The organism is Achromobacter sp. 2789STDY5608615 (genome assembly GCF_001298995.1).
In the GTDB taxonomy this organism is placed as follows: Bacteria; Pseudomonadota; Gammaproteobacteria; order Burkholderiales; family Burkholderiaceae_B; genus Achromobacter; species Achromobacter insuavis.
The window spans coordinates 126,575-144,813 of record NZ_CYTY01000001.1 but is presented as its reverse complement, the minus strand read 5'-3'; the positions used below and the strand labels follow the sequence as shown (position 1 = coordinate 144,813).

The 18,239-nt window shown below is 68.2% G+C and carries 14 protein-coding genes and 1 pseudogene; 1 reads left to right on the top strand and 14 read right to left on the bottom strand.

All coding sequences use genetic code 11. From position 1 onward, the window contains the following. The 13 genes from ppa to metE all read right to left on the bottom strand — a co-directional run bounded on the left by ppa (position 1) and on the right by metE (position 16,446). Complete coding sequence (gene ppa / locus AOZ49_RS00685) at positions 1-531, bottom strand: inorganic diphosphatase (RefSeq protein ID WP_054433335.1); 531 nt, start codon at positions 529-531, stop codon at positions 1-3. Between the two features lie 28 nt (positions 532-559). After that, positions 560-2,167: a heme biosynthesis HemY N-terminal domain-containing protein gene (locus AOZ49_RS00680; protein ID WP_054433336.1), complete on the bottom strand. Its 1,608-nt coding sequence runs from the start codon at positions 2,165-2,167 to the stop codon at positions 560-562. A gap of 5 nt (positions 2,168-2,172) precedes the next feature. After that, the gene (locus AOZ49_RS00675) at positions 2,173-3,363 is read right to left on the bottom strand and encodes a uroporphyrinogen-III C-methyltransferase (protein ID WP_054433337.1); all 1,191 of its coding nucleotides are present in this window, start codon (positions 3,361-3,363) and stop codon (positions 2,173-2,175) included. Positions 3,364-3,400: 37 nt separating this feature from the next. After that, positions 3,401-4,213, bottom strand: coding sequence for a uroporphyrinogen-III synthase (locus AOZ49_RS00670; protein WP_054473927.1), 813 nt, complete (start codon positions 4,211-4,213; stop codon positions 3,401-3,403). Further along, the gene (gene hemC / locus AOZ49_RS00665; RefSeq protein ID WP_054433339.1) at positions 4,213-5,160 is read right to left on the bottom strand and encodes a hydroxymethylbilane synthase; all 948 of its coding nucleotides are present in this window, start codon (positions 5,158-5,160) and stop codon (positions 4,213-4,215) included. The genes AOZ49_RS00670 and hemC overlap by 1 nt, the downstream gene beginning before the upstream one ends. A gap of 6 nt (positions 5,161-5,166) precedes the next feature. Beyond that, on the bottom strand, positions 5,167-5,292 hold the full coding sequence (locus tag AOZ49_RS33805) for a hypothetical protein (protein ID WP_006393755.1): 126 nt from the start codon (positions 5,290-5,292) through the stop codon (positions 5,167-5,169). Further along, complete coding sequence (locus AOZ49_RS00660) at positions 5,279-5,998, bottom strand: TerC family protein (protein ID WP_054433340.1); 720 nt, start codon at positions 5,996-5,998, stop codon at positions 5,279-5,281. The genes AOZ49_RS33805 and AOZ49_RS00660 overlap by 14 nt, the downstream gene beginning before the upstream one ends. Positions 5,999-6,113: 115 nt before the next feature. After that, complete coding sequence (locus tag AOZ49_RS00655; RefSeq protein WP_054433341.1) at positions 6,114-6,812, bottom strand: TerC family protein; 699 nt, start codon at positions 6,810-6,812, stop codon at positions 6,114-6,116. Positions 6,813-7,059: 247 nt separating this feature from the next. After that, on the bottom strand, positions 7,060-7,941 hold the full coding sequence (sucD, locus tag AOZ49_RS00650; RefSeq protein ID WP_013392545.1) for a succinate--CoA ligase subunit alpha: 882 nt from the start codon (positions 7,939-7,941) through the stop codon (positions 7,060-7,062). Between the two features lie 104 nt (positions 7,942-8,045). Further along, positions 8,046-9,206 (bottom strand): ADP-forming succinate--CoA ligase subunit beta, encoded by a 1,161-nt coding sequence (sucC, locus tag AOZ49_RS00645; RefSeq protein WP_054433342.1) that lies wholly within the window; start codon positions 9,204-9,206, stop codon positions 8,046-8,048. Between the two features lie 10 nt (positions 9,207-9,216). Next, positions 9,217-9,819 carry a DUF2889 domain-containing protein gene (locus AOZ49_RS00640; RefSeq protein ID WP_035360118.1) on the bottom strand — a complete coding sequence of 201 codons (603 nt, stop codon included), beginning with the start codon at positions 9,817-9,819 and terminating at the stop codon, positions 9,217-9,219. A gap of 142 nt (positions 9,820-9,961) precedes the next feature. Then, positions 9,962-13,933 (bottom strand): Pls/PosA family non-ribosomal peptide synthetase, encoded by a 3,972-nt coding sequence (locus tag AOZ49_RS00635; RefSeq protein WP_054473926.1) that lies wholly within the window; start codon positions 13,931-13,933, stop codon positions 9,962-9,964. A gap of 215 nt (positions 13,934-14,148) precedes the next feature. Continuing rightward, a complete protein-coding gene (metE, locus tag AOZ49_RS00630) occupies positions 14,149-16,446 on the bottom strand; it encodes a 5-methyltetrahydropteroyltriglutamate--homocysteine S-methyltransferase (RefSeq protein WP_054473925.1) in 2,298 nt (765 codons plus the stop codon). 184 nt (positions 16,447-16,630) lie between these two features. On the opposite strand from metE, the pseudogene AOZ49_RS00625 reads away from it, so the two are divergent. Continuing rightward, positions 16,631-17,550: pseudogene (locus AOZ49_RS00625) on the top strand (LysR substrate-binding domain-containing protein). Between the two features lie 47 nt (positions 17,551-17,597). On the opposite strand, the gene recX reads toward AOZ49_RS00625, so the two are convergent. After that, the coding region (recX, locus tag AOZ49_RS32825) for a recombination regulator RecX (protein WP_082380257.1) at positions 17,598-18,239 on the bottom strand (642 nt) is incomplete at its 5' end.

Below are 18,239 nucleotides of genomic sequence, written 5' to 3'. Positions count from 1 at the left end.
TCAGGCCTTGTTGTAGCGCTCGGCGCTCTTGACGATTTCCTCGTGGGCGGCGTCGACGCCCTTCCAGCCCTTGACCTTGACCCACTTGCCCTTTTCCAGGTCCTTGTAGTGCTCGAAGAAGTGCTGGATGCGGGCCGTGTCTTCGGCCGGCAGGTCTTCGTAGGACTTGATGTTGCGGTACGGGGGGTACAGCTTTTCGATCGGCACGGCCAGCAGCTTGGCGTCGCCACCCGACTCGTCGTCCATTTCCAGCACGCCGATGGCGCGGCAGCGCACCACGGCGCCGATCTGGATCGGGAACGGGGTCAGCACCAGCACGTCGGCGGGGTCGCCGTCTTCCGACAGGGTCTGCGGGATGTAGCCGTAGTTGCACGGGTAGTGCATGGCCGTCAGCATGAAGCGGTCGACGAAGATCGCGCCCGACTCCTTGTCGACCTCGTACTTCACCGGGTCGGCGTTCATGGGGATTTCAATGATCACATTGAAGTCTTCCGGCAGCTTCTTGCCGGGGGACACGCGGTCATAACTCATGATTGAACCTTGTTAGTCTGAAAGAGGATCAAAGCGAGCCGTCGTCCTTGAACGGCGGCTTGGTGGTCGGCGCCGGCGCGGCGGGCGCGGCCGGCTTGGGCGAAGCCGGCGCGGCCGGCGAATACGTCGGCACGGGATTGTCGAACGCGGCGGCCGGAATCGGCGCGCTGTCGAAATACTCGTCGATGTCGGACGTGCCGCCGACGACCGGCGCATCTTCCGGCGCCAGCGCGCGCGCCTGCTGTTCCTTGTTGGCGCGGGCGTCCGGATCCAGCACGTAATCCGAGGCCGACGCGGCCACCGAGGGCGGCAGCGCGGGATAGTCGCCGCCGATATCGGCGTCGACATCCGAGAGGCCCACCGCATAGCCGCCCTCGGCGTCCAGGCGGTAGGGGTCCGAGCCGATATCCGCGGCCGGCAGCGCCGCGTCGGCGGCCAGCACCGGCAGCGCCATGCTGGCGGCGGTGGCGAGGCGCCAGTGGCGCACGGCGTCGGCGGGACGGTCGAGACGGTCGTACAGGCTGCCCAGCAGCGCGTGCGTCTGCGCATCGCCGCGGCGCGACAGGCTGCGCAGCAGGTAGCGTTCGGCCTGGCCCCACAGCTGGCCGTTCAGGCACAGCATGCCCAGCGCGGTCAGCAGGTCGGGATCGGTGGGACGCTGCTGCAGCCAGGTCTCGGCCTTGGCCAGGCGGCGCGACACCTGCTCGGCGTCGCAACGCGCGTAGGCGGCCACCAGGGCGGGATTGAATTTCACGGCGATGGCGGCTTCGAGCACCTTGGCGGCCTCGTTGGCCTCGCCGGCCGCTTCGAAGGCGGCGGCGCCGGCCAGCGCGATTTCGGGCAGCAGGCGCTCCTCGGCCTTGAGGTCCTTCCAGATGGCGCGCCAGCCGTCGTTGGCGGCCGCCGCGCGCAAGCGCGCCGCGCCGGCCACGTCGATCAGGTGGTCGCCTTCGGTGCGCGCCAGCGCATTGCGGCGCAGCAGGCCGCGCGCCAGCGTGAAGACCTGTTCGTCATGGTGCAGGGCCGTGTGCGCGCGCAGCAGCAGGCGCATGGTGTGCAGGTGGCGGGCGCCGCCATCGGCCAGCGGCGCCAGCACGGCCAGCGCGCGCTCGGCGCGGCCCTGGTCCAGCAGCATGTCGGCCGAGACCGTCGCGGTGGCTTCCACCAGGCCAGGGTCGGCGCCGGCCTGTTCCTGCGCGGTCGCCAGCAGGCGGTCGCGGCGGTCGAATTCACCCAGGCCATGCGCGGCGCGGGCGGCCGACAAGGCGGCCAGCACGCGGCGGGTCTGCACCTTGGTCTGCTCGAGCAGCTTGGTCAGGTCTTTTTCGGCGTGCGAATAACGGCCTTCGAGCAGGCCGATCCAGCCGCGCTCGAGCAATTCGTGATCGCGCGCCTGGGCGCGCTTGCCGCGCCAGGCGCGGACGCGATCGGGAATGGCCAGCAGCCAGGCCAGCAGGCGCAGGCCCACATACAGCACCACGAAGGCCGCCACGATCAGCAGCACGGCCAGCGTCAGCGACATCGAGATGCGCCACGGCCAGACCAGCAGCAGCACATTGCCGGAATGGGAGCGCAGCACCACCGCCAGGGCGACGGCGATGACGGCGAGCAGCAGAGTCCAGAACCAGGTACGCATGGGCGTCAGTCCTGATCGCTGGTCTTGAAGCCGGCGGCGCGCAGCGCGGCCACGGCGTTCAGGCTGTCGGACACATCGGGCATGCGCACCGCGATGTCGGTCTGCGCCAGTTCGCGGGCCAGGTTCTGGGCCGCGACCGTGTCGGGGGAACGGGTGTCGAAGTACTTGGCCAGCGTAGTGCCGACGTTGTCGAGCTCGCTCTTCCAGACCGCGGGCTGGCGCATCAGCATGGCCAGTTGCACGGTCAGGAGGCGCTGGCGCAGCGTGCCGCGCACCTGGTCGGCCTGTTCCGGCGACAGCAGCAGCGCGGCGGGTTCGTCGACGCGCTGGATGGTGATCAGGCCGCCGAGTTCATGCGCCAGCGCCGAGCCGGCGCGGCCGGGCCACGAGGCCACTTCGGCGCGCCAGCGTTGCCACCAGGCCGCATCGGCCGGCAGGCCGGCCTGCGGGTCGGCCGCGGCGGGCGCCGGGGTCGCGGGGCGAGTCTCGCCGGCGGCGACGCCGGGCGCGGCGGCGTCCGGCACCAGCAGCGGCGCCTTGCCGACCAGGGCCGTCAGGCGTTCGATGCGGGCCGACTGGGCCGGGATGTCGACGGTGGACACGGCGCGCAGACGGTCCAGGTCGCCATTGATGGCCTGTTGCAGGCTGGAGAAACGCGGCCGGTCGGCCCGCGCCAGGCGCGATTGCGCGGTTTCCAGCGCGACGATGGCGTTGGAGACGTTGCCGGCCAGGCGCAGCTGCTGGCTGCCGATGGTGAGCAGGCGCTCGACGTCGTTGGCCAGCAGCTCGTCGCTGGCGCTGTCGTTGAAGTTCTGCCAAGCCTGTTGCAGCGCGTTGTACTGGCTCTGGGTCTCGCGCACGCTGTCTTCGAGGTCACCCAGGCGGCCGGCCTGGGCTTGCGCCAGGGCCAGGGCTTCGCGGGTGTCCTTGCGCGCCTGCGCCACGTCGGCGGCCAGCGTGTCCAGTCGGGAGGCGACCTCGCGGCCGGCGGCGACGAACTGCGTGCGTTGCTGCCACAGGGCATAGCCCAGCCCGACGGCGAGCAGGATGACGATGATGAGGGCGGTGACCAGGGGGCCACTGCCGCGCTTGGCCGGACGGGCCTTGACGGAATCGGCCGGGGCCGATGCGGGCGCGCTGGCGCCCGGGGCGGCCGGGTGAACGGCCGGATCGGTAGCGGGAGTCTTGTCTGTCATGACGCGATTGTATTCGGTGTCAGTCCGAAGCAACGAATCAAGCAGCAACAAAAGCCTGGAAAATCGACTCGTCGTTGGGCAGGCAGATTTTTACCTTTGCTTGCGAACCCGGCCCGGATGCCGGCGACGGCACGCGCCGGGCCAGCGACGGATGGGTCAGGACAAAGCCGCAACCGTCCCACCAGGCGGCCAGCCCGGCCGCCCGCAACTGGTCGCGCACCGCGTCCGCGCCCTCGCCGCTGGTGATGAGCCAGGTGGCCGCCACGCCCTGCGCGGCCCAGCGCCGCAGGGGCACAAGCTCGGATTCGTCCCATTGTGCCGGCTCGCGCCGGTAAGCCGCGTGACGTGTCACGGCGACGCCATGTGACTGCAATTGTTCACTGAGCCAGTCGCGGCCCTGCGTGCCCCGCACCAGCAGCACGCGCGACGGCGGCCGCGGCAGGCCGCAAAGCACCTCCCAGAGCGCCTCGGAATCATGGCTGGCGGCCTGCTCGCCAGGGTGCAGGACTGTTGTATTCGCGCCAAAACACGGCAACCCGGCCAGCCCCGCCGCACTGGCCGGCCCGACCGTGGCGACGGCCGTGCCCGCAGGCCAGGCCGCCGGGCCATCGGCCCGCGCCAGTTGATCCAGGTACTGCCGGGCGGCGTTGCCGCTGACGAACACCACCATGTCGTAGTTCGCCGGCCGCGGCAGGTCCGCGGCGGCGACAGGCAAGGGGTGGATATCGAGCGCGGGCAGGATGCAGGGCGTCCAGCCGGCGGCGCGCAGGCGGTCGGCCAGCGCCTCATTGCGGCCGGCGGGCCGTGTCAACACGGCCACGCGCGGCGCTTGGGCGGCGGCCCCGTCCATCAGTCCTCGGGGGACGCGTCTTGCAGCAGCTCGTCGAGAATGGCCTGGGCGCCGGCATCGAACAGCTCGGCGGCGACCGCCTCGCCGATGGCCTGCGCCTGGTCCACCGGACCGCTGCGTTCGGCGCGCAGCGTGCGCGTGCCGTCGGGCGACGCCACCAGCGCGCGCAGCGTCAGCGTGCCGTCGTCGATTTCGGCGTAGGCCGCCAGCGGCACCTGACAGGAGCCGCCCAGCCGGCGCGACACGGCGCGTTCGGCCAGCGAGATCGAGGTGGCGGTGGCGTCGTTCAGCGGCGCCAGCCAGGCGCGCATGTCGTCGCGGTCATCGCGGATCTCGATGGTCAGCGCGCCCTGCCCGGCCGCCGGCAGGCAATCGGCCGGATCGAGCAGGCAGCGGATGCGGTCGGCCAGGCCCAGCCGGTTCAGGCCGGCGGCGGCCAGCACGATGGCGTCGTATTCGCCGCGGTCGAGCTTGCCCAGGCGGGTGTCGAGGTTGCCGCGCAGCGGCTTGACCACCAGTTGCGGGAAACGCGCGCGGATCTGCGATTCGCGCCGCAGGCTGGACGTGCCGACGACGGCGCCGGCCGGCAGGTCGGCCAGCGTGTCGTAGCGGTTGGAGACGAAGGCGTCGCGCGGATCGGCGCGATCGAGCACGGCGCACAGCTCGAACGGCGCCTGCAGATCGACCGGCATGTCCTTCAGGCAATGCACGGCCAGATCGGCGCGGCCGTCGAGCAACGCGGTTTCGAGTTCCTTGACGAAGAGCCCCTTGCCGCCCACCTTGGAAAGCGTGCGGTCGAGGATCTGGTCGCCTCGGGTCGTCAGGGTGAGCAGTTCAACCGCGCACGCCGGGTACAGCGTGCGCAGCCGATCGCGCACATGCTCGGCTTGCCACAGGGCAAGCCGGCTGGCGCGGGTCGCGATGACCAAGCGTTGCGGCAGAGACACGAGGCGTCATCGAACGAAGTGGGAGACGATGACCGTCGCCACAACGCCGAGGATGGCCAGCACGAACAGGCCCTGCAGGAGGCTCAGGCCTGATTCGGTTTGCTGGGGATCGGCGGATCTACGCAGACTCATGTACGGATTCCTTGGAGGCGGTTTTGCGGCTTGCCAGCCACCGTCCAAGGACAACAACGAGCAAGGCGCCGAAAATTTCTACGCCGATTTTAACCGCAGTGGGCTGGACGCCGAATTGACCTTCGACAAACACGTCCGTAATCAGCATGCCGCCCGCGATCCAGCCCAGCAGCGCCGCGCCGAAAGTCACCACCAGCGGATAGCGGTCGATCAGCTTCAGGACCAGCGTGCTGCCCCAGATGATGATGGGCACGCTCACGACCAGGCCGAAGACCACCAGGCCGATCTGGTGGTCGGCGTGGGCGTTCTGGGCGGCGCCGGCGATGGCGATGACGTTGTCCAGGCTCATCACGAAGTCGGCGATGATGATGGTCTTGATGGCGGCCACGATGGATGTGCCGCCCTTCACGTTGCCGTGGGCGTCATCCTCGGGCACCAGCAGCTTGACGCCGATCCAGACCAGCAGCAGGCCGCCCACCACCTTCAGGAACGGAATCGACAGCAGGGTCAGCGCGAAGGCGATCAGGACCACGCGCAGCAGGATGGCGCCGGCGGTGCCCCACAGGATGCCCTGCATGCGTTGCTTGGGCTCCAGGTTGCGACAAGCCAGCGCGATCACCACCGCGTTGTCGCCGCCGAGCAGGATGTCGATGAGGATGATCTGGAATACCGCTGCCCAACTCAGCGTCTGGAAAAACTCAAGCAATTTGAACCCCCGAAGGCATTTATCAAAATATAAAGGCCGGCCCCGTGCCGGCCAACCCGCCGCCGCGACGAGCGCGGCGGCGGGCTTGGAACAACTTATTATTGTAGTTCAGCTTTCAGTCAGCTTTCTGGCGCAGCAGCAAAACTTTGCCGATGGCCAGGACCAGCACCGCACCCAGCGCGCCGCACATGAGCGCGAAGCTGTGTTGCGTCATACCCAATGCCGCGTCGATGCGCGCCACCGGTTCCTGCAGGGCCGGATCGCCCACCAGCAATTCGCCGGCGATGAAACCCAGCAGCGCCGCGCCCACCCAGACGATGAGGGGGAAGCGCTCGATGACCTTGAGCAGCAGCGTGCTGCCGAAAATCACCAGCGGAATGCTGATCGCCAGACCCAGCACCAGCAGGGTCGTGTCGCCCATCGCCGCGGCGGCCACGGCCACCACGTTGTCCAGGCTCATGACCAGGTCGGCGATCATGATCGTGCGGATCGCGGTCAGCAGATTGCCATGATTCTTGCCGTCGCCCTCTTCCTCGCCTTCCGGCAGCAACAGGGTCACGCCGATGTAGACCAGCAGCAATGCGCCGATGAGCTTGAGCCACGGCAGCATCAGCAGCTTGGCGGCCACCAGCGTCAGCACGATACGCATGATGATCGCGGCGGCCGAGCCGACCACGATCGCTTTCTTTTGTTGCGCCGGCGGCAGCGAACGCGCTGCCAGCGCAATGACCACGGCGTTATCGCCCGACAGCAGAATGTTGACCCAAATGATCTGGAGCAACGCTAACCAGAATGCCGCTGAACTGAGTTCCATACCTCTCTTTCCTAGGACGTGATCCCCCTAGGACAAACCAAATGAATGGGTGAAAAAGACAAAAAGACGTACTGACCGTCTTGGTGCGAGCCCGACGGCATTCTTGCTGGGTACGTCCAGAATTTCTTTCATTATAGTTTCGTTCAGCTTTCCGTATGTTTCACCGGCCGCATCATGGACACGGGGTTTCCCTAGGAAAGAACGAAAAAAAGGCCCGCCGAAGCGGGCCTTCTTCATGCAACCAATCTTACAGCACCGACTTGAGCAGCTTGCCCATTTCGGAGGGGTTGCGCGTCGTGCGGATGCCGCAGGCTTCCATGACTTCCAGCTTGGCGTCGGCCGTGTCGGCGCCGCCGGAGATCAGCGCGCCGGCGTGGCCCATGCGCTTTCCGGGAGGGGCGGTGACACCGGCGATGAAGCCGACGACCGGCTTCTTCATGTTGTCCTTGGCCCACTCGGCGGCGTTGACTTCGTCCGGACCGCCGATTTCGCCGATCATGATGACGGCGTCGGTGTCGGGATCGTCATTGAACATCTTCAGGACGTCGACGTGCTTGAGGCCGTTGATGGGATCGCCACCGATGCCGACGGCGCTGGATTGACCCAGGCCCAGCTCGGTGACTTGCGCCACGGCTTCGTACGTCAGGGTGCCCGAACGGCTGACGATGCCGATGCGGCCCTTGCGGTGGATGTGACCGGGCATGATGCCGATCTTGATTTCGTCCGGGGTGATCAGGCCGGGGCAGTTCGGGCCCAGCAGCAGGGTCTTGCTGCCCTTGGCCTTCATGCGGTTCTTGACTTCCAGCATGTCACGGACCGGGATGCCTTCGGTGATGCAGATCACCAGATCCAGTTCGGCCTCGACAGCTTCCCAGATGGCGGCGGCGGCGCCGGCGGGCGGCACGTAGATGACGGACACGGTGGCGCCGGTGTCGGCCTTGGCGTCCTTGACCGACGCGAAGATCGGCACGCCTTCGAAGTCCTCACCGGCCTTCTTGGGGTTCACGCCGGCCACGAAGGCCGCCTTGCCGTTGGCGTACTCGCGGCACATGCGGGTGTGGAACTGACCGGTCTTGCCCGTGATGCCCTGGGTGATGACCTTGGTGTCCTTGTTGATCAGAATCGACATTTGTGAATCCTTGGATTTTCTTTGTACCGCCGGGCCGTCCCTAGGTGCAAAGCGCCCCCCTTGGGGGGCAGCAAGCCACGAAGGGGCGCGGCGTGGGGGCATAGTTACTTGACGGCGGCTACGACGCGGGTGGCGGCTTCGGCCATCGTGTCGGCGCTGATGATCGGCAGGCCCGACTCGGCCAGCATCTTCTTGCCGAGTTCTTCGTTGGTGCCCTTCATGCGGACGACCAGCGGCACGTTCAGGTTGACGGCCTTGCAAGCGGCGATCACGCCTTCGGCGATGACGTCGCAGCGCATGATGCCGCCGAAGATGTTGACCAGGATGGCCTTCACGCTCTTGTTCTTGAGCATGATCTTGAAGGCTTCCGTGACCTTCTCGGCCGTGGCGCCGCCGCCGACGTCCAGGAAGTTGGCCGGCTCGCCGCCGAACAGCTTGATGGTGTCCATGGTGGCCATGGCCAGACCGGCGCCGTTCACCAGGCAGCCGATGTTGCCGTCGAGCTGGATGTAGGCCAGGTCGAACTTCGAGGCTTCGATTTCAGCCGGATCTTCTTCGTCCAGGTCGCGGTAGGCGACGATTTCCGGGTGACGGAACAGGGCGTTGGAGTCGAAGTTGAACTTGGCGTCCAGGGCGATGATGTTGCCCTTGCTGTCGCGGTTCAGGGGGTTGATTTCAACCAGCGAGGCGTCGGTTTCCATGTAGCACTGGTAGAGCTTCTGGAACACGTCCACGGCCTGGGCGGTCGAGTCGGCGGGCAGGCCGATCGCGTTGGCGATCTTGGTGGCTTGCTCGGCGGACAGGCCGGTCAGCGGGTCGATGTATTCGGTGATGATCTTCTCGGGGGTGGAGTGGGCCACTTCCTCGATGTCCATGCCGCCTTCGCTGGAGGCGATGAAGGCGACCTTCTGGGTGGCGCGGTCAGTGACCAGCGACACGTAGTATTCCTTCTGGATGTCGGCGCCGTCTTCGATGTACAGGCGACGGACCTTCTGGCCTTCCGGGCCGGTCTGATGCGTGATCAGCTGCATGCCCAGGATTTCCGAGGCGAGCTTGCGCACGTCGTCCAGCGAGCGCGCCAGCTTCACGCCGCCGCCCTTGCCGCGGCCGCCCGCGTGGATCTGTGCCTTGACGACCCAAACCGGTCCACCCAGCTTTTCAGCGGCAGCCACGGCCTCGTCGACGGAAAGAGCGGGAATCCCGCGCGGCACCGGGATGCCAAATTGCTTCAGCAGTTCCTTGCCTTGATACTCGTGGATTTTCATGTGTTACCTGTCAGGACGTATGAGAAAGAGAAGGTGAATCGGAGGTCGAATCGGCCGATGCCTCAGCGCTACCCCCGGTGTACCACTTGGGATAGTGCTCAGCCACCACCGGGCCGTCGGTGCTCAGCGCATGACAGCCGTCCAGTTGGAATGGACGCCGGTTCGGGTTGCTTTCCTGCCGCCGGCGGTTGGCCATGGTCTGCACCGCCGCGGTGGGAAGCACCTGCGACAGCTCGGTCATGTGCGTACAGCCCTCGACATGGCCGAAGCGCTCCTTGACCTGGCGGCGGAACCCCTTGAGCAGGTTCATGCCGATCAGGTCAGCGTAGGCGGATTCGATGGCCATGCAGTGCTCGCCGTAGGGAGCGGCATCATAGACGGCCTGCGCCGCCACGATGGTGAAATCGCCATCGATGGTGATGCGCAGGTGCATATGGTGGATGGGTTGCCCCGCCTTGAACATCTCGCCGTCGCGCTTGGGAAAATCGTACGCCTTGACGTCGATGAGCTCGGCTTCCAGGTCCCACTTGCCGTCATCGCGCGCATACGACTGCACGCGTATGGAACGCGTGTGCAGCGGCTGGCGAGGACAATCCGGCGGTGGCAAGGGCATGCTTGGGGCCTGCGGGGCGAAGACGGCCGGCGCATGGTGCGCGGCAACAAAACCTTCAAAGTATAGCGCAGCCCGCCCTGCCCCGACCGTCAAAATGCGCGCCGCGAACGCCCGCCGCCCGGGCGGATCGCGCCGCGCCGCCTCAGCCTTGTGTCCACGGAGTGGCCGGACTGCCCATCCAGGCCTGGCCCGCCGGGATGCTTTCGCCCTTGAGCACCAGGGTCAGCGGCCCCAGGCGAGCGCCGTCCTCGACCCGGGTGTCGTACAGGATGGTGCTGCGCGGCCCGACATTGACGCCGTTGCCGATGCGGACCTGCCCGATCTTCATGACGCGGTCCTCGAACAGGTGCGTCTGCGGCCCCGACCAGGCGTGCAGCACCGCATCGTCCCCAATTGATACACAGTCGTACTCGGTGATGTCGGTGGTGTCCATGAACACCCGCTTGCCGATGCGCGCGCCCATGCAGCGCAGGGCCAGCGGCAGCCAGGGCGTGGCACGCAGGAAGTTGAAGAAGTTCGGCACCGCGATCGACTCGTACAGGCTGGTCACGGCCTCGCTCTTCCACACGAACGGCGTCCACATCGGCTCGGCGTGCGGCCGGTAGCGGCCGATCAGCAGCCACTTGAGCGCCACCAGGAACAGGAAGGTGCCGACGCCGTACAGCACGCCGGCCAGCATCAGTTCGTCGAACGCCGCCACGAAACCGTCGCGCACCGCGATCGGGATGACCTTCATGACCGTCAGGTAGCCCACCGCGATCACCACCGCCAGCGGCAGGATCATGCGCATCAACTCGACCGCGCCGCGCGCCACCTTGCGGCCCAGGCTGGGGCGGAAGGTCAGGTGGTCGGGGAAGCCCGCCGCCTGCTCGCGCGCCGGCAGCGCCAGCGGCGGATTGCCGAGCCAGGTCTGGCCGCTGGCCATGCGGGCGTTGGCCGGCGCCCGGCTCTGCACCCCGATCAGCACGTCGTCGGGCAGGACCGAGCCATCCGGCACGTAGGCGCCGTTGCCGACAAAACTGCGGTTGCCGATGACGGTGGGCCGCATGGTCATCCAGCCGCGGTCGATTTCTTCGTCGCCCAGCATCACGCCGTCGGCGATGAAGCTGTCGCGGCCCAGCGTCAGCATGTCGGGCACGATGCCCATCGCGGTCGAGATCTCGGTGCCGGGCCCGACCTTGGCGCCCAGCAGCCGGTACCAGGTGCCGGCATAGATGGAGGCATACAGGCCGTGCAGCACGCTCAGGCTGGACTCCTGGATCTGGTTGGTGAGCCAGCGCCGCAGGTAGATCTGGCCATAGACCGGCCAGCGTCCGCCGCTCAAGCGCGGCAGCAACGCCCAGCGCAGCATGGCCGAGACCAGCACGGTCAGGAACAGCAGCAAGGCGCTGGCCGGCAGGGCCAGCAGCAGATAGGCCAGGAACGCATTCGGCCACCAGACGCGCGAGCCCATCAGGTCCAGCCAGCGCGCGTCGATCCAGTCGATCAGCACGAAGCTGGGGAACACCGGCATGTAGAACAGCGCCGCGATCAGCGTGCCGCCGGCGGCGTAGGCCAGCATGTCCAGCCGCGCCCAGCGCCCTTCGCGCACCGGCCGCTCGGGCAGTTCGGGGGCGCGCGCCTGAGGATCGTGCCGCGCCGGCGCGCCACTCCAGATCTGGCCGGCGGGGATGCGCGAGCCGGTCGCCAGCGACGACAGGCCGTCGAGCCGGCCGTCGTCCTCGATGGTCACGTCGCCCTGCACCACCGCATACGAACCGACGTAGGCGTTCCGGCCCAGCGTGATGGGCGCCACGACCCAGTGCGCGCCGTGCACCTCGAAGTTCTCCAGGTTCACCGCCGCGCCGACGCTGGCGCCATCGCCCACCGTCAGCAGGTCCGGGGCCCGCACCGAAATGCGGCTGATGGCGGTGTCGCGGCCGATGCGCGCGCCCAGCGCGCGCAGGTACCAGGCCTGCAGCGGCGAACCCGCCAGCAGGTGCGCGGGCGGAATGTCGAGGATGCGGTCGACCAGCCACCAGCGGTAGAAGGTCCAGCCGTAGAGCGCATAGCGGCCCGCCTTGAGACGGCCCAGGATGCCCCACTTGCAGACCACCGCCACGCCGAAGCTGAGCAGGTTGCAGGCCAGGTAGCTGGCGATCGACAGCGCCACCGCGCGCCACACCGAATCGCCCTCGTCGCCGGTGAAGTAGTGGTAGGTGAAGAACGGCGTCAGCCAGATCAGCATGCGCACGCCGATCAGGAGCGGCAGCACCGCCAGCTGCGCCAGGCCGCAGGCCCAGCGGCGCCATTCCGGCGCGCGCTCGATCGGCGCCTGCTGGACCGGCGCCGCCGCGGCCGCCGATTCGGCCGCCAGCGCGTCGAGCCGCGCCGCCAGCGCGCCCAGCACGGAATGCTGGTAGAGCTCGTGCATGGTCAGCGCGGAAAACTGCGGATGCTTGCGCAGCGACGACACCAGCCGGGCCGCCAGCAGCGAATGGCCGCCCAGGTCGCGGAAGAAATCGCTGGCCAGCCGCAGCGGCTGGCCCGGGAACAGCGGCCGCAGGGCCTCGAACAAGGCGTGCTCGGCCGGCGAGACCGGCGTGTCGTCTTCGCCGCTGGGCTCGGATGCGGTGGCCAGCTCGCGCGCCTTCAGCGCCTTGCGGTCGATCTTGCCCGAGGTCAGGCGCGGCACTTCGGCCACCAGTTCGAAGCGGGCCGGAATCATGTAGGCGGGCAACTCCGCGGCCAGCGCGGCGCGCAGCGCGTGCGGATCGAGCCGCGCGTCGCCCTCCGGCGTCAGGAACGCCACCAACTGGTCGATGCCCGCCAGATCGCGCAGCACCACGGCGGCGGCCCCGACGCCGGCCTGCCGATACAGCGCGGCCTCGATCTCGCCCAGTTCGACGCGAAAGCCGCGCACCTTGACCTGGTCGTCGCTGCGGCCCAGGCACTGGATCTGGCCGTTCTCGTCGATGCGCGCCAGGTCGCCGCTGCGGTACATGCGGGTGTCATGGTCGCCGCTGGGACGCGGGTTGGCCAGGAACTTCTCGGCCGTCAGTTCGGGACGCCCCAGGTAGCCGCCGGCGACGCCGGGGCCGGTGATACAGAGCTCGCCGGTCTGCCCCTGCGGCAGCACCGCGCCATCGTCGCCGCGGATCAGCATGCCGTAGTTGGGCAGCGGCGTGCCGATGGTGACGGACTGGCCGGGCAGCAGCTCGGCCAGGCTGGCCGACACCGTGGTCTCGGTCGGGCCGTACGTGTTGAACAGGCGGCGGCCAGGCGTGGCCCAGCGCTGCACCAGGAATTCCGGGCACATCTCGCCGCCCAGGTTGACGATGCGCAGGCCCGGCACGTCGCGCGCGAACAGCGCCAGCAGCGTCGGCACCGCGTGCAGCACGGTCACGCCCTCGCGCACCAGCGCGTCGGGCAATGCCTCGGGATCGGTGGTCAGCATCTTGGGCGCCACCCACAACGTGGCGCCGACCAGGTAACTGATCCAGATTTCCTCGAACGACATGTCGACGGCCACCGAGAAGCCCTGGTAGACCTTGTCGCCATGGCGCACGCCCAGCACTTCGTTTTCGCTGCGCAGGAAATGACAGATGCTGGCCTGGCTGATCGGCACGCCCTTGGGCTTGCCGGTGGAGCCCGAGGTGTAGATCACGTAGGCCGGGTGCTCGGGCAGCAGGCCGTCGCGCCGACGCAGCGGCGCATCGACCGCCACCGACAGTTCCCAGGTGGTCCAGGTGATCATGCCATCCAGGCGCACGTCGCCGCCCGCGACCAGGCCGCGCGCGCCCGCGTCCTGCAGGCACACCAGCATGCGGTCGGGCGGCGTGTCGGATTCGAACGGCAGCCAGGCCGCGCCCGCCTTGGCGATGGCGGCCTGCATGACGAGCAGGTCGTCGCCGCGCGGCAGGCACAGGCCGACGATATCGCCCGGCCGCACGCCGGCCTCGATCAGGTGGTGCGCGGCCAGGTCGGCGCGTCGCCCGAGCGTCTCGTAGGTGAGGGTTTGATCCAGCCAATGAATGGCCGCGGCGGTGGGATACCGCAGGATCGTGGCTTCCAGAATATCGGGCAGCGTCTCCGCGGCAAGCAGATCCGGCCGATAGGGGCCTTGGAGAATCATAGGTACGGCGACAATCCAGCAGAAAGGATGTTGTGCCTATTGACCCACAAGGCGCGATTTCGTTCAAGCGCCAATGAAAAAAACCCCGGTGCCGTGCGTCCCGCGCACAACACAGGGGTTCCGGGTTGCCGGACCCGGAAGGCCGGCCCGGACGCCTCCGGGCCGCGGCCCGACCGGCCGCCGCCGATCAGGGACCGCCGATAAGGGACCGCCGATCAGGCGGCGTCGCGCAGGGCGCGGGCGGCTTGCACCATGCCGATCAGCGCGGCTTCGGTCTCGGGCCAGGCACGCGTCTTCAGGCCGCAATCCGGGTTGACCCACAACCGCTCCTTCGGCAGGCGGGCGGCGGCTTTCTGCATCAGGCCGACCATCCAGTCCACGTCGGGCACGTTGGGCGAGTGGATGTCGTAGACGCCCGGGCCGATGTCGTTCGGGTAGCGGAAGTCCTCGAACGCCTTGAGCAGTTCCATGTTGGAGCGCGACGTCTCGATCGTGATCACGTCCGCGTCCATGGCGGCGATCGATTCGATGATGTCGTTGAACTCCGAATAGCACATGTGCGTGTGGATCTGCGTCTCGTCGCGCACGCCGGCGGTCGACAGGCGGAAGCAGTCCACCGCCCAGTCCAGGTACGCCTGCCAGTCGGCGCGGCGCAGCGGCAGGCCTTCGCGGATGGCCGGCTCGTCGATCTGGATGACGCTGATGCCGGCGGCTTCCAGGTCCACCACTTCGTCGCGCAACGCCAGCGCCAGCTGGCGGCAGGTCTGTTCGCGCGGCTGGTCGTCGCGCACGAACGACCACTGCAGGATGGTGACCGGACCGGTCAGCATGCCCTTGACCGGCTTGTCGGTCAGCGACTGGGCGTACGAGGACCAGCCCACCGTCATCGGCGCGGGGCGGGCCACGTCGCCGAAAATGATCGGCGGCTTGACGCAACGCGAGCCGTAGCTCTGCACCCAGCCATTCCTGGTGAAGGCGAAGCCGGCCAGCAGCTCGCCGAAGTACTCCACCATGTCGTTGCGCTCGGGTTCGCCGTGCACCAGGACGTCCAGGCCGACCTTCTCCTGGAAGCGGATCACTTCCTCGATTTCCTTGCGGATGGCGGTCTCATAGCCCGAATCCGTCAGCGCGCCCGACTTCCAGTCGCGGCGCAGCGCGCGGATCTCGGCGGTCTGCGGGAACGAACCGATGGTGGTGGTCGGATAGGCCGGCAGGCCCAGCTCTTCCTGCTGGCGGGCGATGCGGCCGGCGAACGGCGCGCGGTCACGCGACACGCTGGCCGACGCGGCCATGCGCTGCGCCACGGCGGGGTTGTGGATGCGGGTCGAGGCGCGGCGCGCGGCCAGGGCGGCGCGCTGCCTGGCCAGGCCTTCCTGCACGCCGGCATCGGCGCCGCCGTCCAGCGCGCGGCCCAGCAGACTCAACTCTTCCAGCTTCTGCGCGGCGAACGACAGCCAGCTCTTGAGCTCGGCGTCCAGTTCGGTTTCGTTGGCCAGGTCCACCGGCACGTGCAGCAACGAGCACGACGGGGCCAGCCACAGGCGGTCGCCCAGTTGCTGCCGGACCGGCGCCAGCGTGGCGATGGCGGCGTCCAGGTCGGTGCGCCAGATGTTGCGGCCATTGATGACGCCTGCGGACAGCACCTTGTCGGCGCCCAGGCCGGCCAGCACCTCGGCCAGTTGCCCGGGGGCGCGGACCAGGTCCACGTGCAGGCCAGCCACCGGCAGGCCCAGCGCCGTGCCCAGGTTGTCCTTGAGGCCGTCGAAGTAGGTGGCGATCAGCAGCTTGACCGGGCTGGCCGACAGCGTGGCATACACCTGCTTGAAGGCGTCGCGCCAGGCCTGCGGCAGGTCCAGCACCAGGATCGGCTCGTCGATCTGCACCCATTCCACACCCAGCTTGGCGAAGCGCGACAGCACTTCTTCATAGACGGGCACCAGATTGGCCAGCAGTTGCAGCTTGGCCGCGTCGGCCGCGCCGTCGGCGAAGGCGTCGCCCTTGCCCTGGAACAGCCAGGTCAGCGGCCCCGGGATCACCGGCTTGACCGCATGGCCCAGCGCCTGCGCTTCGCGGATCTGCTCGAACAGCGACTCGCGGGCGATGCGGAAGGTCTGCCCCGGCACCAGCTCCGGCACGATGTAGTGATAGTTGGTGTCGAACCACTTGGTCATTTCGCAGGCGGCGGCGGGATTGCCCGACGGCGCGCGGCCGCGGCCCATGCGGAACAGCGTGTCCAGCGAAACCGGCTCATTGTCCTTCTGGCCGAACCGCGCGGGCACGGCGCCCAGCAGCGTGGTCCATTCCAGGATCTGGTCGTACCAGGCGAAATCGCCCACGGGCACGAACTTGACGCCAGCGGCGGCCTGCACCTTCCAGTGCTGGGCGCGCAGCTCGCGGCCGGTCTGTTCCAGCGCTTCGCCGGTCTGCTTGCCAGCCCAGTAGGCTTCGACAGCGCGCTTCAGTTCACGCTGGGCACCAATGCGGGGGAACCCCAAATTATGAATCGTAGTCATGGCAATCCCGTCGTTAGACAAAATCCGTTCAAGTGCCAGCCATTCTGAGGCCAAAGCAAAATGAATCAAAATCAATGTCTACATCCATAAGATGAGAAAACCTCATACAATATGAGTCCATTCCCTCCGGGGCCGGCAGCCCCGGCCGCTGGATTGCCGTGCCATCCTCACCGTTACCGCTCCAATGCTGGAAATCCGCCATCTCGAAACGCTGACCGCCATCCGTGAAGGCGGCAGCCTGCAGGAAGCCGCCGACCGCCTGCACCTGACCCAGTCAGCCCTGTCCCATCAGCTGCGCGACCTGGAGACCCGGCTGGGCACGCCGCTGCTGAACCGCCGCACCCGCCCCGCTCGCCTGACCACCGCGGGCCTGCGCGTGCCGGCGCTGGCCGACGAAGTGCTGCCGCGCATCCGCGCCACCGAACGGGAACTGCAGCGGCTGGCCGCCGGCCGCACCGGCCGCCTGCACCTGGCCATCGACTGCCATTCCTGCTTCCAGTGGCTGATGCCGGCGCTGGACGCGTTCCGCGTGCAATGGCCGGACGTGGCGCTGGACCTGTCGGCGGCGTTCTCGTTCGCCCCCCCCTGCCCGCGCTGGTGCGCGGCGACCTGGACCTGGTCATCACGTCCGATCCGCAGCAGCTGGACGCCGTGGAGTACCTGCCGCTGTTCAAGTACGAGCTGGTGCTGGCCGTGTCCGAATCGAATCCGCTGGCCGGCAGCAAGTTCGTCATGCCGGACCAGCTCGCCGACCAGACGCTCATCACCTATCCGGTGGACAAGCAGCGCCTGGATATCTTCACGGCATTCCTGGATCCCGCCGACGTCGAACCGGCCGCGATCCGCAAGGCCGAGCTGACGCCCATCATCGCGCAGCTGGTGGCCAGCAATCGCGGCGTCGCGGCCCTGCCCAACTGGGCCCTGACCGAATACATGAACCAGGGTTGGCTGCGCCTGTGCCGCCTCGGGCCGCAGGGTGTGTGGCGCACCTTGTACGCGACGGTGCGCAGCGAGGACACCGACGCCTCGTACATCGACGAATTCCTGACGCTGACGCGCGACGTCTGCTTCAAGACGCTGAGCGGCATCAAGTCGGCGAAATAAGCGCGGCAGCCGGCGCATGCCGCCGCGCTGCCTGCCAGGCGGGCGGCTCAGTCGTCGTCGCCCGCCCCCAGGATGCGGCGGATGACGTCGTGCGCGAAACCGCGGCTGGCCAGGAAGCGCGCCTGCTTGGCATAGGCGGCGCGATCCTCGGGTTTCGCGCCGAAGCGCTTTTGCCAGACCTCGAGCGCGCGCGCGTATTCGGTGGCGCGCAATTGCTCGCGCAGTTCGGACACCTGGGCGTCGTCCACGCCGTGCTGGCGCAGTTCCTGCACGATGCGCGCCGCTCCCTGGCGCGAGGCGCGGCGATGCACCAGGCTTTGCGCGAAGCGCTCGGTAGACAGCCAGCCTTCCTTTTCCAGCGCGTCCAGCACCCGCTCGACTTCGTCGGGATCTTCGGCGTGGGGCGCGAGTTTGCGCGCCAGTTCATCGCGGGCATGTTCGCGCCGCGACAGATAACCGACCGCGCGCATCTTCAGGGATGGCCCCTTGGGAGGGGTGCGGGGCTTGTCTTCGGACGACGGCGCGCCCTCGCCCGCCGCATCGGCATCGCCCCCCTTGCCACGCCGGCCGCGCCCGCCGGCCGCGCGCCGCTCGGAACTGCGCTGCCACTGCGAGGCCGGCGCGCCCCCGTCTTCCGGCGCCGCGCCCTCCGGCTCATGGCCGGACGCGGCGGCGGATTCAGCGGCCCG